Source organism: Enterococcus sp. LJL90 (assembly GCF_056924355.1).
This window is the reverse complement of record NZ_JBXPBQ010000017.1, coordinates 1-16,956: the sequence shown is the minus strand read 5'-3', so window position 1 is coordinate 16,956 and position 16,956 is coordinate 1. Positions and strand designations below refer to the sequence as shown.

Genomic DNA, 16,956 nt, shown 5'->3' with positions numbered 1-16,956 from the left:
CCAAAATACAATTCTATAGCAGTTTTAATTAGCTTAGTGACAGGTAACGTTACCTATGAACTGCTAGATTATTCCGTAGATTTTGATGGAAATAAACTCTCCTTTGTCCTAGCAAATGAGGCGATTACGTCGTCTAATGTGAAGGATTCTTGGTCGGTAAATGTGGAATATTAGGACGCTTCAGAAGGCAATCGGCAAGTGAAAATTTTTCAAGGACAGGACCATTATACGTATGTTTATATTGATTATTTACCGAACCAGTTGGAAGTCATTCGGGTTACCGTACCCCTGACTATGTTAACGCAAGACTATCAAAATCAAATCGTGTTTAGTCGCAGTGGTTTATCTAGTTCCTCCGTTCTATTACTCACGGAACAACAAGTGAACGAGGAGTTATTGGAGGATTCTATTTCTTTGAGAAATACAGCGATTGAATAAAGACAAACAATGATTGACTGCTCTAAAAAATCTATCGAAGAATACCAAGTATCTATCAATGATTTGCGTAGTAATTTAGAATTTGAAACTGAGAAACAACAGACAGAAACCAGTACCCAAATTCGATTATTAGAAGGAGAAATTCGTCAGGAAGAACAGAGTCAAGCTGTACAAGAAACACAACTTGAAGAGTATCAATTACAGATTGTAATGTTGCAAGAGAAGCTAAAAACCTATAAATAGTGGGTGACACAAATTATGTGTTTTTAGCACAAATAATGTGTTCGTAATGTGTTAAGACTGTGTTAACCCTACACAGATCATGTGTTAAACCAATTGAAACTGGCACCATTGAAAACCCCCGCACTGCGGGGATAGGCATGATAATGGTGTCAGTTTTCTCTTATGCTCTTTTTTAAAAGACTCTCAAAATAGGCTTCGCCTATTTATGTGGGTTTCTAAAAAACGCACAACCATTCTAAAGGATGTCTTGCTTTGGTCAAAAAATACAAAGAACATCCACGTATTGCCATTCGTGGACTACCAGAAGATAAGATAAAAAGGCTCAAAGAACTTGCCCGACTATCTGGGAAATCACTCAATGGCTTCCTGCTTGATCTGTTGTCGGAGGTTGCCGAACGGTCAGAGGTCCAAGCCCTCGATAACAAATACTCTGAACTGCAAAAGCAAACATTAGAAGTGCTGGAAATTAATACGCAAGAAATTAGGAAAGTACAAAAAATATATCAAGATTTGATTGGAGAGTGAGGAGAAAGTGACCGATGAAATAGATAAAAAAAATCTGGATCGTTTACACACAACTATTAGTAAAGAGGGGAAAGAATGGCTCTTAGGTTACATGCGTGAAACAAACTCTCGTTCTTTCGGAGAAGCGATTGAAAATTTAATTTTGAAAGAAAAAAGTAGAGATAACAATCAGCTGTTAGGGGATATCTTAGCAGAGGAAATCGCTAATCGGGTAATTAAAGAGCTAAAAGAGCCTATAGATATCTTAAGGCGCCGGACGAGCTACTCTGACCGGCAAACAAAAGTAATCACTGAAGTGCTGAACCATATGATTAATACACTGAAACTTGACCGTACCGATGATAATGTCGTGTTGACGACAACGGCCAAGACAAATGTTCTCAGTGTGGCCGAAAATCGAATTAAGGAACAACTCACGCACTTCGCTCAACAAGCAGCCACCAAGCGGAATGCAATCGAACAAAAAGCACTGGAAGAAGGGGATAAATAATGCCCACGTCACCAGGGATTATCTCAAAGGCGAAATTCATTTCACCTAAGAGTAAAAAGTATTCAAAAGCAATCGATTATATCGATCGTAAGGAAGCTGTTCGAGGTCGTACTGTGGAAGGCTGGCACATTTATTCAGACGACGATTCTTTACATTTAAAGAATGGTGAAGGGCGGATTAGCACCTTATTTGATGGACGACAAGACCATGTTGATCTAGCTGGAAAACAGCGGATAAAGGCCAGCTTCATAGAAGCTCGTGCAAATGAAAGCCCCATGTGGCAGACAGTCTTTTCTTTCGACAACGAGTACCTGAAGGAATTAGGTATGTTGACAGATAACGGTGCGTATACTTTAGATGAAAGTGCCGTTAGGGAAGCTACTAGAGCAGCCATGTCCAAAATGATTGACCAGATGAATTTTGGACATGGCTGTGAGTGGGCGGCGGCGATTCATTTCAATACGGGAAACATCCATGTTCATACAATGATGGTCGTTCGAAATCCTGAAGGCATACTTGAGAAGATGGACTTTTATGGAAATGAAGTTTACCGGGGAAAAGTGCCACCGAAAACGGTTCGAGCCATGAAATCAAGTTTTGCGAATACTATTGAGAACCGTGAGCCAGCCCTCGTTAGAATCAGTTACTTAATGAGAGAAGAATTGACAAAAAATATGTTTTCTCAAGGATACTCAAAGGATTTTATGTTGATGAGAAACCTTAGTCGCTTGATGAACCAGCTACCAAAAGACAGAAATTTATGGAAATATAATCATCCTCAAATGGAAGATTATCGTCCAACAATTGACAGTATTACCAAACAAATTATTGAACAAAATAATCCAGCAGCATTTGACGAATTATCTCGTTTATTAGATGAACAAACAAATTTCTACGAACGTGTTTATGGTGATACTTACGAAGGCAACCAGCAAAAATATTATAAAGACAATAAGCTTCAGGAATTAAATTCTATGATGGGCAATGCCCTGCTAAGAGAGTTGACCAGTCTATTAAATAAAGAAGAATGGAAAGAAAGCCGGGGGTTTACACCAGAGCAAATGGAACAACTATATGGCAAACAACATCCTGAACGATTAACCAAAAAAGCACTATCGAAGTTAAAATTTGGTATACAGGAGTCCCACCAGGATTTTCTTAATCGGCTCTCATTTGAGAGAGACGAATTTAAAAAAGAAATGAAACGTAAATGAGAATTAGACAGAGGAAGGTCCTAAAGATGGACCTTCCTTTTTTGCATTTTAAACTAGAAGGGAGAATGGATTTATGGTAGAAAAAAGACCAACTAAAATCCTTAGTAAAGCCGAAATTCAACAAGCTGCCAGAACGGATATTGTATGTCAATGAAGCGAAAAAGATATAGCACTAAGAGGCAATTACATGACTTAGCTGCGATTCTTGCTTATAAAGAGGATTGGAAAAGACTCGGATATTATTATGAGTTTAAAATTTACATGATTCAAAATGAAAAAAAGTGGATTACAGAAGGTCAAGCTAGAAAATTGCTGAATCTAGAATAGGCAAAAGGAAGCTTTTGTCTGCCAGGAAGGAAAAGGGAATGGAAAACCAAATTACAATACCACAGGTACGGGAAGCACTAAAAATGACTAAACAAATTGCACCAATAATGAATGAGGCTGAATATATACAGCTCATAACTTTTTATCAAAATGTTATAGAAAGGTATGAGAAAGAAGAGTATCCCAACGGATTACACGCTGAAGGGGATTGAGTTAACTCACGTTCTAAAATACATTTTAGTTTAAAGGGACTTTCTGTCAGAAAATTAATCATAAATCAACTTGGCGCCATCCAGCTCAATATTACTAGGGTAACCCATAAACACTAGTGGAGGATTGTAATTTACATCATCTATGGTTAGGTAAGTTAGTTTTATTTGATCGCCAATGGATAGACCCAATTCAAGTGGATTGATTGGATTTTGCATATCTTTAAAATCTAGTATTATTTTATCACCGGATTTGAAGGTTTCCGGAGTATAGGCGTTTTCATTTGCAATGACAACCACTTTATCCGTAACGATTTCTGATACTGTGCAATCTAAATAACGGAGGTGGGAACCATAACCACCAACTATTTGAGTATTTTCTGGTGTTTCATTAATTCCAAGAAAAATAAATATTGACGCAACAATTATCACGGCAATAAATAAAATGAATAATACAAAATTTTTATATTTCATTTTTGCACCTAAAACCTTTTTAATAAATTATAGCAAAAATTTTTTATTCTGGTGTGCAAACAATAAGTTTAGTGTAAAAACCATACAGTTGTCTTTGTTATGAGTCCACTAACTCACGCTTTAGCGGAAAGCAAACTTTAAGAAAAAGGATTGAAAGGAGTTAATCATGTTTAAAAAATGGAAAAGTAATAATGATGAGGGGCCTAAAACAGAGGCATTGCTGAGAACAATTATAGAAGCGGGATATGAAGTTAGAATATCTCAAGATTTGTCTGATAACTTTAAAGACAAAGTGTGGGTAGTTGATATTGAACCGTATGAAAAAGAAAAAAGCGACCCATCTTTTCGAGGCCTCTTAAGCGCCTCTTTAAATGATGTATTAATTGAGGCTATCGAGTGGTTGGCTTAACTACAATAATTTACAGAAAATAGGAAGTTAATGTTTTGAGTATCAAAAACGATTGTTTATGAGACAAATTAGTGGACCTTGATTTTTTTGAAATTATTACCTATAAACTGTTTCAAAACTTCTATCAAAAACAACGTATCGTAAACTACCGTTTATGTTATAATTTAGGTGGGAGTGGTGATATGAATTACATTTATGGATATGCTCGTGTAAGTACACGATCTCAAGAATTAAATCGACAGCTGGATATTCTAAAGAAATATGAATGCAACGAAATTATGACGGAAAAAATTACTGGCACGAAATCTAGTCGCCCAGCGTTAGACAAACTCAAAGAAGTTGTTCGTGAGGGTGACACCGTTGTTGTCGAATCATGGAGTCGGTTAGGACGAAGTACAAAGGATTTGATTAACCTGGTAGAGTTTTTTTCTGATAAAAAAGTTAAGGTGATTAGTGATAAAGAAAATTTCGATACTTCAACACCTCAAGGAAAATTGATGTTAACCGTTTTTCAAGCTTTCGCTGAATTTGAGAGGGAATTGATAGTTGACCGAACGAAAGAGGGTTTGAAAAGTGCTCGTGCGAGGGGAAGGGTCGGTGGCCGTCCGAGAGCAGACAAAAGCAAAATAGATCATGCAATCACTTTATATGACACAAAAAAATATTCGAATAAAGAGATTACGGAAAAAACAGGTGTTAGTCCAGCTACATTATATAGGTACTTAAAAAATCGAAATGAAATTGACAATTAAGGCGTAACTATTTTATGAAAGAAATCATTAACCTAGAAGATGTTGCAAAAATATTGGACGAAAGTTTCGTAGCGACTGTAAAGCAATGAAGGAGGGATTCTTGGTTTTGATTAGTATTTTAGGGATCAGCATAATTATTTTAATTTTTGGAATAATTTTTTGTTTAATTTTAAAAGGAGACATACGCTCCTTTTTAAAAATATTACCATATCAAGAAAAAAGGGGGAGTTGCTTATGTTCACATGGAAAGATACTTTCTATTTTCTGGCAGTCTTCTATTTTGGTTTTAAACTCATAGGCGTCGCTTTTAGGATTGTTGGTTGGATTGTGACTCACCTTTTTTGGGCTATTGTTTGGCTGTATGATATCATTTCTGAAAGACTTGCTGATCGCAGCGTTTGATTTTACTACCTTTGGAAACTGGTTAAATAATAGACGTATTTAAGTCATAGTAGTTTTTTGCTATAATAAACTAGCTAACGAAAACTGATTCGTGAACGGTGGCTATCCAATCGATTGTGAGGTGGTGCGTATGAGCGTACTTCCAAAATCTCAAGAAAGGAGACGCCTTTTGTCTACTGCTGAAGTCTTGCAGCTGATGTTATTGTTTGGTGGATTTATTCTATCACTCCTAACATTTGTGCTTGCATTGATTAAGCTATCTAACGACAAAAAAAAATAACCGTTCCGCTATCCAGGCAATGAACGATTATTTATTTAGATAATTAAAACTTTGCTGCCGTTCTTGAAACGGTGTTCAAGTTAGCATGAAAAGGGACGTATTAGCGTACGTCTCTTTTATGTATGTATTGTATATACATATAATACATACATATTATAGCATGATTCCTTACCAAAAAACAAAGATAAATATTTCTTTTATAGCCTTTTTATAACAAAACTCCATTTTACTACTCAAAAAATTTCACAAACTTTTTCGAGTGAGGAATTGTGACCTGTTCACGTTTAAAAATTTCAAAAAAGCGCATTTTTAAAAATTCACAAAGGAAAGCCCGCTAGACGTTGATCTGGCGGGCTACTTTTGATAATCGATGTTATGTAGACTAACTCAGGGTTTAGCAGACTCGGATTGTACACTCAAGAATCGTCTTATAAAGTTAGGATGGTCGATTCATAGAAATGTGGTCCATGATATACTTATTGAATAATGAGGTGGCTATTTAATGATTCAAAAGAAAATAGAAAAAAATCAAGTAGAGTATTTAATAAAAAATGATGAGTTCGTTAACTTAGAAAAGCTTATTTTAGAAAGTTCGTATCTGCCAGGAAGAATGGCAAATTTAAAAACGATTTCTAGTGTAGCGGATGTTTTTGAAGAAACCTATCCATTTTCTGAATTATGGTACAAAAGATTAGAAGACTGGCTACATCTAAATGTTGACGGAAATAGTCCTAAAACTGAACTTGTCTTAACAGCATTGAACTCTCTAGGTGGTATTTATGAAAAGTGCACCCATGATAAAAAGGTACTGATAGAAGAAAATTTAGTCGAGTCTCTAAATGATCAACGTTGGCGTGTTCGCGAAATAGTTACAGAGAGTTATAAGAGAATTGGAGAGGCATCCTATACTTCATTGATTAGGATTTTTAAGTCGCTTTTAACCGAAGAAGCCACCCCCTTAGAGATAAGAGGAGTATTAGCAACCGTGTCACATCCGGAATTGCTTATTTCAAAAGAACAACTGACTTTTTCTGAGGAAGTAATGGAAAAAGCTTTCAATTATTATATCCACTTTGATGAGGTCAAATTTACTAAGGAGGATAAAACAATTTTAAAAAAAGGGTTATGCTTTGCTCCAAGTGTTATTGTTAGTAAAAATCCACAAATCGGTTTTTCTTTTTTTGAAAAGCTACTTGAAAACAATGCTAGCAAAGATATAAAGACTATCGTAAAAGAGAACCTAAAAAAGAAAAGATTGGAGAAATCTTATCCTGATGAAGTAAACAAATTATTGCTACTAATGAAGTTATAAGAGCTCAATTAACATAGAATTTCATTCTGAAAAAAGTTCTCAAAATTATAAACTATTAGGATTTTTCTGCTATTTATTTTTGGCTTTATACATTTGTCATCCGTTTGTTTGAATCCACTAAAGACGGATTTCATGTATTCAAAATTAAACATCCGAAAAGGTTCAGAAACTTAAAAGTTTTTGGACCTTTTTTTTTCCTTATGGTGCATGGTGTTAGATGGTGTCAAAAACTTGTGTCCATAAATGAACAGCGTTTTTTCACGGTATCGATTTATGGTCAGGAGACAATGGAATAGTTTCACTTAATCAAGAATAGATATGAATAATCAGAATTACAAAATTTAGTAAAAAGTCTGAAAAAAATCTCAAATGAAAATAAATATCGATTGTTTTCAAAAATTTAGTAATCTAAACTAAAAAAAAGTAAAAAATTTTCGTACTAAGCAGTAATGAAGCAACATCGAGTAGAACTTGATTTTAATAAAATATATGCACTAATATTAGTGTAATTTTTTATATGGAAGCGTTTCTTTTTCGAGTGTATATTAAAAATACAGGAGGAATACATACAATGACTAAAATTACAATGTTAGATACAATTGAAAGTATCCCAAAACTAATTGAAAAGAAATTTAATAATCTCGACGAAATAAAATTTGTAATCAATCAACTAAATAAAGAAAAAAAAGTAAAAGTAATTGCTTCAGGAACCTCTTATAATTCAGCTTTTACAGTAAAAACATTTTCTGAAAGTTACCTTAGTATCCCATTTGAAGTAATATATCCCAACTACTTCATCGAGAATTTTACAGAGAGTGAATTCGAATCTGATGCTATTTACATTTATATTTCTCAGGGTGGGAAAACTAAATCTGTGATGGATGCAATAGACATTATTCATAAATGTGGGGGTAGGACGTTATCATTAACGGAAAGGGGAGATAGCATTATAGGGCAGCACTCAACCTTTAATCTGGAAATTGGGAGTGAAAAAGAACCATTTATATACCGAACATCTGGTTATACACTAACGACGTTAACTCTCTATTTATTTTTAATTGAGTTCGCTACAAATCTTTCACACATTTCTTTTATTCAACGGGATTCCCTGATGGATGATTTAAACAAGCTACCACAAGAAATCGATTCAATTATTGAGTTTAGTAAGAAACAGTACCATTTGTTCAGAACAGACTTGATAAAGAGCAAAGCACTATTTTTTGCTGGTGGTAGTTCTCTTTGGGCAGTTGCACAAGAAGCAGATATTAAATTTATGGAGATGGTCCCACTTATAACAAATAGTTTTGAAATAGAAGAACTAATACATGGTCCTCAAAATTGTTTCAAAAAAGAAATAGGCTTCTTCTTTTTAGCTAATAATTTAAATGACTCAAAAAAAGCACAGCAAATTGATTATTTTGTAAGACAAGAAATTGGTTCCTTCTCAAAAATAATTTCTTGTTTCGAAGGTGAAAACACGATAAAAATTGGAAACAAAAGTCACTTTGACACATTGTTATACGCTACTATGTTTCAAATCTTTAGCTATGAATTATCTCAAGATCATGGAAGAGATTTAAATCAAAGAATTTATCCACAGATTGATCATTATATTACTAAAAGTTTGTAGGTGAAAAAATGAAATTTATTTTAATAAGTCATGGCCGATTAGCCAGTGGGATCCTTTCAGCAGTCGAGGTTATTTTAGGTAAACAATCAAATGTCGTATCCATTGATATGTATTTAGACGATGAAACTCTGGATGAAAAATTATTTTCACTTAAAGAAACAGATGGATTTTTAGAATCACAATCCATAATTCTGACTGATATTTTTGGTGGAAGTGTCAATCAAAAAGCAATCACATCTTTTGACCTAACCCAAACAAAAATAATCACTGGAATGAATCTTCCATTAGTACTTGAACTGCTAACCTTAAAAAATGATTTTTCAGATGAAAAAATACAACAGCTCGTTTTTGATAGTAGAAAACAAATCCAATTTGTAAATGATTTACTTCTTGAGGATACAAACAACGATGATTTCTAGGAGGAATATGAATGATAGAGCTAGTTAGAGTTGACGATCGATTGCTACATGGACAAGTAGCATATAGCTGGAAAGCCGATTTAGGATATAATGCAATTGTCATAGTTAGTGAAACAGCTGTTAATGATGATATCCGTAAAATGGCTATAAAAATGGCGAAACCTGAAGGGGTTAAATTAGCTATAAGAAATAGCCAAGATGCAATTGAATTATTGAATAATGAAAAACTGAAAAATCTTAAAGTTTTTGTTGTCACTGACACAATTGAAACTGCTCAGAAAATATTAACAGGAATAGATGAGTCCCCAGTTTTAAATATTGGAGGGATTCAAAAAGCACCAAACAAGTATCCATTAACATCATTTTCTTATATTTCAGAATCTGAGAAAAAAATTTTAAAAGCTATGAGTGATTCTGGACAATCAATTGAATTTCGGTTAGTTCCATCAGATAAGGCGAAAATGTTTAAAGACTTGTAGAAGGGGGTCATAATTATGGGAAAAGCTCTTTTAGTAGCATTGGTAGTAGCCATTGTTTGGTTTTTCGAAAAAATGGGGGGAACCCCTATGGTCAACCGACCTATCATTATTTGTACGTTAGTTGGCTTAATTTTAGGTGATTTAAAATCAGGAATTATGATAGGCGCAAGTTTAGAATTAGTATTCATGGGTGCCATTCAAGTAGGAGCAGCAGTGCCTCCAGATGTTTTAGTCGGAGCTTCGTTAGGGGCAGCTTTTGCAATTATAACTGGTAAAGGTTCAGAAATTGCTTTAACTTTAGCACTACCAATAGCTATTTTAGCACAGTCATTAAAAGTTATTATTTTTATTGTTCGAAGCTGGTTTATGAATTTTGCTGTTTCATTAGCTGAAAAAGCGAATGTAAAAGGAATGTTTGCCCTTAATATGTTTGGTTTATTACTTCAATGCCTAATGTATTTTCTAGTTGTCTTTATTGCTATACTTTTTGGATCTTCTGCGGTAGAAGCCTTCGTAAACAATATTCCCGAAACAATTATGAATGGCTTACAAGTAGCTGGTAACTTACTACCGGCTGTCGGATTTGCATTATTGTTACAACCAATGATGAATGGTAAAAATATGCTGTATTTTCTATTAGGATTCATCATGATTTCCTATGGGAATTTACCTATATTAGCGGTCACTTTAGTTGGTGTAATTCTAGCTTTCATAATTGTCTTTGAGATTGGTAACGGCAAACCATCTGGTGGAAATCAAGAACAGCAAGAAGATAATGATTTGGAGGGATTATTTGATGAATAAAAAAAAATACAGTAAAGAAGATAAGAAGTTTTTCCGTGAAATGTTCTGGTATTCTTTTATTTTAGAAAATTCCTATAATTATGAACGACAGCAAGCTCTAGGATATTCACTAGGCATGTGGCCAGCAATCAAGCGTTTTTATTCAAAAAAAGAAGATCAAGCAGATGCTTTGACTAGACATATGCAAATCTTCAATACGACGCCTCACTTGGTCACAACAATAACTGGGGTCTCAGCCGCATTAGAGAAAGAAGCAAGTCAAAATACTAATTTTGATAAAGATACTATAAATAATATCAAGGTTAGTTTAATGGGGCCACTTGCAGGAATTGGAGACTCTTTTTTCTGGGGCACACTTAGAATAATTGCTGCAGCAATTGCTTTGCCATTGGCTAAGGAAGGAAGCCTATTAGGACCACTTTTATTCCTTATCGTTTTCAATGTCCCTCACCTATTATTGCGTTATTATGGAGGAGTATTTGGATATTCTATAGGAACATCTATTCTCTCAGATTTATCTGAGTCTAATTTATTTAATAAGCTTTCGCGGGCAGCTACTATTGTCGGTTTGATGGTTATTGGAGCAATGAGTGCCCAAATGGTGCAACTTAGTACTAAGGTATCTTTTGCCTTCAGTGATACAACATTTGAATTGCAAGAATATATTGATCAAGTATTTCCAATGCTCTTACCATTATTGTATACGTTATTCATGTTTTGGTTATTGAAGAAAAAGAAAAAGAGCCCTACTTTTTTATTAGTTATCACTATCCTTTTTGGGTTAGCTGGTTCTGTTCTAGGATTATTTTAAAAACTTATTGATGATATAATGAGTACAAGGTGAATAGCCTTGTACTTTTTTAAGGAGTCTTTATGATGGAATTTTCAAACAGAGAATTATTATTAATTGATTACTTGCTTTCTAAAGAATCAGCAACTTCACAAGAAATGGCAAATTATTTAGCAGTTTCTAAAAGAACAGTAAAAAAAGATTTGGCTAGAATCAAAATGCTGATAAACGTTGAACATGAATATTTAGTCGCTACGCCTGCTAAAGGTTATACTCTTAAAAAATCATACCATTTTAAGAGACAAGGAATGTTCTTATCCCGGGATAAAGATTTGATTCTTAATAATTACGATCGTGTCGCCTATATAATTCAAAAATTGCTTTTATTGGATTCAGCAATTAAATATGAAGAATTAGCAGGCGAATTATTCGTAAGCTTATCAAGTCTTAAACAAGATATGTACAAGGTGCGTTCTCTATTATTTGACTATAAATTGAAGCTTAAGCACACACCTAACCAAGGAGTATTACTAATAGGTAGTGAATACAACTTACGCTTAGCAATAGCAAACTTTTTCTATCATAGTTTTCTAAGCTACTTATCTCCATTGAATCAAAAAATCTATAAAAGAAACACAACTATCTTATACTTGATTGAAAGTAAAATTAATAACTTAAGTCTTAATCATCATATTCAAGTTTCGGATTCGTCAATAAATGATTTAGCTATCGAAATCTTAATTACTTATCAAAGAGTTGAATATGAAGATAATCTACCTCAATATGTGTTAGATTGTGATGAAGCAGATTACTTAATTACAAAAGAGTTGATCAATGAGATAGGCTTTCTATTTCCAGATAAAAATCTGAGTAATAAATCTATTGCCTATATCTGTCGACATCTTACCAGTAAAAAAATTATCAAAGATACAGAATTGATTGATACTAGAACAGAGACAGTAATTAAAGAAATTATAAAAGAGATATACCAAAATTTTGACCTAGATTTCTCAGAAGACTTGGACTTATGGGAAAAAGTAAAGCTACATATCGTTTCATTAAGAAAAAGAATACAATATGGTTTTACCGTACAAAATCCGCAAGTATTTCGCTTTCTCAGATCGTATCTCTTTGCTGCAAAAATCACTTGTTCTGCCATCAATATATTGGAGAATCATATGAAAACAGCTATTCCAAATGAAGAACAAGGATTTTTCATTCTTTATTTTCAAGCAATGTTAGAGCGGATGGCTTCAGCCAAAAAAATTTTAATTTATACTGGTGGAAATAGAGCAGAAAGAACATTTTTAGAGAACTATTTCAATATGCATTATAACAAAAAAAATTTTCACTACAAATTTATAGATACTCTACCAAGTCCTGAAGATAAATTTGATCTACTACTGTCCTCAACAAACAAGATAAGCAATAATTATCAACAAAAAATAGTTGTTACCAATAATACAAAAGATCAATTAAAAAACATTCCTAACTATTTAAAAGAATTTGAAAATAACCATCTAATTTTAGAAAAATATATAAATCATGACAGCTTATTGTTAGTAGAAAGTAAAAGTAAAAAGAAAGTAATTAATGAGATTTTTGACCATCTTCTTTATAAAGGATATTTGAAGGATCAAGTGAAATGTAACTTCTCATTTCAGGAAATTGGAAATGGTATTGTCCATATTATAGACCTTCATAAAATTATTAAACATAACATTTGTCTAGTCGTTCTGTTAAAACGTCCTATTTTATGGAAGCAAACTGTTATAAAGACACTATTTTTAATTAAAACAAAAAAAGATGGGGATAAGGATCTAAATATTTTGTGTAACTCTTTTTCAAGTTTGGTCAACAACCCTAATCATATTAAAAAAATCCATGAAAACCCTGATATTTTAACATTAATTGAACAATTGAGAATGTAGAGTAACGCTTGTTACTTACCTATTTATCGAAATAAGTATTCAAAAACCCCCTCAACTTTCAAATCTATATAAAAATATTCTTTACGGTGCAAAATTGACTCAAATAAAAAACTCCATTTCTTATTTGAGTCAACGCACTTTATTGAGATTTAGAGTGCTGATTATACTATAAAGATTGAGTTTCTAAATAACAAGACCTCACTTTACCGTCTAAAAAATTTCACAAACTTTTTAGACGGTAAAAAAGGAGTTAATCACGTTTCTAATTTTCAAAAAGAGCACATTTGTAAAAGCTCACAAGCAAAAGCCCGCTAGACGTTGATCTGGCGGGCTACTTTTTATAATCGGCATTATGTCTACTAAGCCGTTAAATAACAGAAAATTATTAAAACGTGATCCCTAATAGTCAAATGAAGAAGGATACAGGATGTTAGAAGATTAATATTGAGGGATAATAACTTTAAGTGTATGTAAAATTTAAACATTGAATTGGTTTTGTTTATAGTATAATAAATTGTATTTGGAATAATTAAGGGAGGTACTAGTATTATGAAAAAGAATTTTGCTTTATTTGCGACCACACTATTACTGTTTTCTCAGATCTTTTCACCAGCTGTTGTTTTTGCGGAGGAAACTTCAAGCACGACAAAACAAACGATAGAGAGCAGCATAACTGATAAAACAGAAGATTCAAGTACAGAGGATAGTATAAGCAGCACAAGTCCAACGTTAACTGAAGAAGAAAATACCGATACAATGACAGAAAATTCGAGTTCTGAAATCATACAACAAGAAGATAATATAATTTCTACTTATGAAACAACAAGTACTACAGGAATTACAGTTACGCCTAGTTACACTGAAGGGACTACTCTTTCTGGCTCAAGAGTTATTTATTACACAGTTGGAATTAGTGGGGCTACAATAGCTAGCGGTCAGTCTATCACTTTCACATTCTCAGACCCAAGTATTTTAAGTAGTTTTACCCCTAATGGAGGAACGGCTTATGGTAGTTGGACAACAGATATAACCAATGGTACGGCTACTTACACATTTAACGTTAATGTTGTATCGACAGCAAACATTTCTTTTATTTTGAATGTTCAGACCAAAAATCTGACAACAACTGGAAATGTCATGACAGCAAGTTTAGATGATACAGTCATTACTACATCTACTTTTAACACGACATATGTTTCGCCTGGTGGAGGGGGCGATTACGCAGGGAGAATGTTGTTTAATGGTGGAGGGGCTTCTACATCCAGTGCTACCACTCCAGATAACTTTGTGAGTAATTTTATTTATGGAACTAGTTTTCAATACACAGCTAATGTAGCAACAATGGACTTTAATGTAATTTATGACGCAGGGTTTTACAACAATTCAAAAAGTGATACTACAAATAGGGTTGTGTCAATTAAATTTGCAAGTGTTGATGCTTCTGTAAGTACAACGTTATCAGCTGATAATATTTATTTCTCTAATAAATCTGGGTTCCCAAATACTTCCACAGGGTATGTAACCCTAGCATCTTTAGGAATGACTGCAACGCAAACCAGTGCCGACACAGTTACAATAACATTACCAGATGGTATAGATTTTTCATGGGGATATTTTTATGCGTTTGCTGGAGCACCGTCTATTTCATCAGAATATACTGTAATTTCTACCTATACTTCTGATGTATACACAACAGCTAGTTCTACGACCGCAGCCGGGTACAAATTCCAATCCACAGGTGGCACAGGTTTCGTACCGATGATTACCTCCAGTGACAAGATATTAAACACAAGTGAGCCAATTGATGATGTGACCTCTTGGTTGCTAAATGGTGTTACTGCCACTGATGTAGAAGACGGTGACTTAAGTTCCTCTGTCACAATTCAAAGTGATGGTGGATTTTCAGATGCTTGGGAAGCAAAAACTCCTGGAACATACACTATCACCTATACTGTGACAGATAGTGATGGGAACACGACTACTGCTACAAGTACAGTTATAATTTATTCTGATATTACAGTTCATTATGTAGATGTGTCTGGAAAAACAATTAAAACAGATACAGCTATGAATGGCACTGCTGGTGATACCTTCACGATAGATACTGCTGATTTTTCAGAAGGAGATTATAATTATACTTATGTTTCTGCAAATCCTGATACCTTAACTGGAACCTATGGTGAAACTAATCAGTTAGCAGAAATAACTTTAACTTACAAATGGATCACTGCTTCTGACTACACGATGTATGTCGGTGACCCAGAACCAACAGCAACTGACTTTAAAGCTTCCGCAACTGATAAGGATGGCAACGTAAATGAAGTAAGCGTAGATTTAACGAATGCTGACTTAACGAAGGCGGGAACGTACACAGTTACAGTTACAAGTGCCGATGGACAAAGTAAAGATGTTACTCTAACTGTCTTAGCAAACCAACAAAGCATAACTGCCTCTGACTATACGATGTATGTCGGTGACCCAGAACCAACAGTTGCGAACTTTAAAGCTTCCGCAACAGATAAGGATGGCAACGTAAGTGAAGTAAGCGTAGATTTAACGAATGCTGACTTAACGAAGGCAGGAACGTACACAGTCACAGTTACAAGTGCCGATGGACAAAGCAAAGAAGTCACTCTAACTGTCTTAGCAAACCAACAAAGCATAACTGCCTCTGACTATACGATGTATGTCGGTGACCCAGAACCAACAGTTGCGAACTTTAAAGCTTCCGCAACAGATAAGGATGGCAACGTAAGTGAAGTAAGCGTAGATTTAACGAATGCTGACTTAACGAAGGCAGGAACGTACACAGTCACAGTTACAAGTGCCGATGGACAAAGCAAAGAAGTCACTCTAACTGTCTTAGCAAACCAACAAAGCATAACTGCCTCTGACTATACGATGTATATCGGTGACCCAGAACCAACAGTGACGAACTTTAAAGCCTCCGCGACAGATAAGGCTGGCAACGCAAGTGAAGTAAGCGTAGATTTAACGAACGCTGACTTAATGAAGGCGGGAACATACACAGTCACAGTTACAAGTGCAGATGGACAAAATACTAATGTGAAACTAATAGTACTTGATATCCCAGTAGGGAATGGTACAGTTACTACGAGATATGTCAACGAAAATGGTGATGAAATTGCTTCTGCCCGCACACAAACTGGCGCTATTGGGAATGCATACACTACAAGTGCAATTGATATAACAGGGTACGTTTTAGATGAAACACACTTACCAAGTAATTCACTTGGAATCTATACTTCTGATTCAATTGTAGTGACTTATGTCTATAAAAAGAACACTTTATCAGGTACAGGTGGAACAGTTTCTCCTGCTAACCCGACTACTGTTAACACTACAAGTACTACTTCAAAGACTCTACCTCAAACTGGAGAAGAAACTTCTTGGTCGATGGTGGCTTTAGGTGCAGTCATTTTAGGTTTTGTAGCATACTTTGGTATGAAACGCAGAAAAAACTCTTGTAAATAATGTCTTTATAAAATTTTAGATGTTAGTAAAATGAAAAGAGCTTACACAATTTTGTGTAAGCTCTTTTTTGGAAATTAGTATTACTTAATATAAGGAGAATTATGTTAAGTAAATTGCAATCTTTCTAACAGGGACAAATTGAGTAATCTATTTGTACATCAGTTTATTGTCGCCTTTTGTAAAATACATTGTTTAATAATATGATCAACTAAATAAAAGGGAGCGATTGCATGAAAAAAATTTGTTTTGTCTTATCTGGAAACAGCGCGACAGGTTTTTCGTATTTAGGTGCCTTTAATACAAAAAAAGGTACTGAAGAAATTAAAAACTATT

19 protein-coding genes are annotated in these 16,956 nt (G+C 34.2%); 18 read left to right on the top strand and 1 reads right to left on the bottom strand.

Annotated features, from left to right (window positions below; translation table 11 throughout):
- Window positions 1-198: 198 nt before the first annotated feature.
- The 6 genes from AC1Z3S_RS19040 to AC1Z3S_RS19015 all read left to right on the top strand — a co-directional run bounded on the left by AC1Z3S_RS19040 (window position 199) and on the right by AC1Z3S_RS19015 (window position 3,449).
- Window positions 199-438, top strand: a complete 240-nt coding sequence (locus AC1Z3S_RS19040) for a hypothetical protein (RefSeq protein ID WP_461741692.1) — start codon at window positions 199-201, stop codon at window positions 436-438.
- A 9-nt stretch (window positions 439-447) separates the two neighbouring features.
- Complete coding sequence (locus AC1Z3S_RS19035) at window positions 448-681, top strand: hypothetical protein (RefSeq protein WP_461741691.1); 234 nt, start codon at window positions 448-450, stop codon at window positions 679-681.
- A 252-nt stretch (window positions 682-933) separates the two neighbouring features.
- Window positions 934-1,206 (top strand): hypothetical protein, encoded by a 273-nt coding sequence (locus AC1Z3S_RS19030; RefSeq protein WP_461741690.1) that lies wholly within the window; start codon window positions 934-936, stop codon window positions 1,204-1,206.
- Between the two features lie 7 nt (window positions 1,207-1,213).
- Window positions 1,214-1,696 (top strand): hypothetical protein, encoded by a 483-nt coding sequence (locus AC1Z3S_RS19025; RefSeq protein ID WP_461741689.1) that lies wholly within the window; start codon window positions 1,214-1,216, stop codon window positions 1,694-1,696.
- Entirely contained in the window at window positions 1,696-2,910 is a 1,215-nt protein-coding gene (mobP2, locus tag AC1Z3S_RS19020; RefSeq protein WP_461741688.1) for a MobP2 family relaxase, read from the top strand. The genes AC1Z3S_RS19025 and mobP2 overlap by 1 nt, the downstream gene beginning before the upstream one ends.
- A 365-nt stretch (window positions 2,911-3,275) precedes the next feature.
- Window positions 3,276-3,449: a hypothetical protein gene (locus tag AC1Z3S_RS19015; RefSeq protein ID WP_461741687.1), complete on the top strand. Its 174-nt coding sequence runs from the start codon at window positions 3,276-3,278 to the stop codon at window positions 3,447-3,449.
- A 54-nt stretch (window positions 3,450-3,503) separates the two neighbouring features.
- On the opposite strand, the gene AC1Z3S_RS19010 is transcribed toward AC1Z3S_RS19015, so the two are convergent.
- Window positions 3,504-3,920, bottom strand: coding sequence for a hypothetical protein (locus tag AC1Z3S_RS19010; RefSeq protein WP_461741686.1), 417 nt, complete (start codon window positions 3,918-3,920; stop codon window positions 3,504-3,506).
- 166 nt (window positions 3,921-4,086) lie between these two features.
- On the opposite strand from AC1Z3S_RS19010, the gene AC1Z3S_RS19005 reads away from it, so the two are divergent.
- The 12 genes from AC1Z3S_RS19005 (at window position 4,087) to AC1Z3S_RS18950 (ending at window position 16,623) form a co-directional block, all read left to right on the top strand.
- Window positions 4,087-4,329 carry a hypothetical protein gene (locus tag AC1Z3S_RS19005; RefSeq protein ID WP_461741685.1) on the top strand — a complete coding sequence of 81 codons (243 nt, stop codon included), beginning with the start codon at window positions 4,087-4,089 and terminating at the stop codon, window positions 4,327-4,329.
- Between the two features lie 182 nt (window positions 4,330-4,511).
- Complete coding sequence (locus tag AC1Z3S_RS19000; RefSeq protein WP_461741693.1) at window positions 4,512-5,081, top strand: recombinase family protein; 570 nt, start codon at window positions 4,512-4,514, stop codon at window positions 5,079-5,081.
- A 234-nt stretch (window positions 5,082-5,315) separates the two neighbouring features.
- Entirely contained in the window at window positions 5,316-5,483 is a 168-nt protein-coding gene (locus AC1Z3S_RS18995; protein WP_461741684.1) for a hypothetical protein, read from the top strand.
- Between the two features lie 130 nt (window positions 5,484-5,613).
- Window positions 5,614-5,763, top strand: coding sequence for a putative holin-like toxin (locus AC1Z3S_RS18990; RefSeq protein ID WP_461741683.1), 150 nt, complete (start codon window positions 5,614-5,616; stop codon window positions 5,761-5,763).
- A gap of 502 nt (window positions 5,764-6,265) precedes the next feature.
- Entirely contained in the window at window positions 6,266-7,075 is an 810-nt protein-coding gene (locus AC1Z3S_RS18985; RefSeq protein ID WP_461741682.1) for a hypothetical protein, read from the top strand.
- A 571-nt stretch (window positions 7,076-7,646) separates the two neighbouring features.
- Window positions 7,647-8,705 carry an SIS domain-containing protein gene (locus tag AC1Z3S_RS18980; protein WP_461741681.1) on the top strand — a complete coding sequence of 353 codons (1,059 nt, stop codon included), beginning with the start codon at window positions 7,647-7,649 and terminating at the stop codon, window positions 8,703-8,705.
- 8 nt (window positions 8,706-8,713) lie between these two features.
- Complete coding sequence (locus AC1Z3S_RS18975) at window positions 8,714-9,124, top strand: PTS sugar transporter subunit IIA (RefSeq protein ID WP_461741680.1); 411 nt, start codon at window positions 8,714-8,716, stop codon at window positions 9,122-9,124.
- Window positions 9,125-9,135: 11 nt separating this feature from the next.
- Entirely contained in the window at window positions 9,136-9,603 is a 468-nt protein-coding gene (locus AC1Z3S_RS18970) for a PTS sugar transporter subunit IIB (protein WP_461741679.1), read from the top strand.
- Window positions 9,604-9,618: 15 nt separating this feature from the next.
- Window positions 9,619-10,407 carry a PTS mannose/fructose/sorbose/N-acetylgalactosamine transporter subunit IIC gene (locus AC1Z3S_RS18965; RefSeq protein ID WP_461741678.1) on the top strand — a complete coding sequence of 263 codons (789 nt, stop codon included), beginning with the start codon at window positions 9,619-9,621 and terminating at the stop codon, window positions 10,405-10,407.
- The gene (locus tag AC1Z3S_RS18960; RefSeq protein WP_461741677.1) at window positions 10,400-11,218 is read left to right on the top strand and encodes a PTS system mannose/fructose/sorbose family transporter subunit IID; all 819 of its coding nucleotides are present in this window, start codon (window positions 10,400-10,402) and stop codon (window positions 11,216-11,218) included. Before AC1Z3S_RS18965 ends, AC1Z3S_RS18960 begins: the two co-directional genes overlap by 8 nt.
- A gap of 65 nt (window positions 11,219-11,283) precedes the next feature.
- Window positions 11,284-13,128 carry a BglG family transcription antiterminator gene (locus AC1Z3S_RS18955; protein ID WP_461741676.1) on the top strand — a complete coding sequence of 615 codons (1,845 nt, stop codon included), beginning with the start codon at window positions 11,284-11,286 and terminating at the stop codon, window positions 13,126-13,128.
- Between the two features lie 1,410 nt (window positions 13,129-14,538).
- Window positions 14,539-16,623, top strand: coding sequence for a bacterial Ig-like domain-containing protein (locus AC1Z3S_RS18950; RefSeq protein ID WP_461741675.1), 2,085 nt, complete (start codon window positions 14,539-14,541; stop codon window positions 16,621-16,623).
- The last annotated feature ends 333 nt before the right edge of the window (window positions 16,624-16,956 follow it).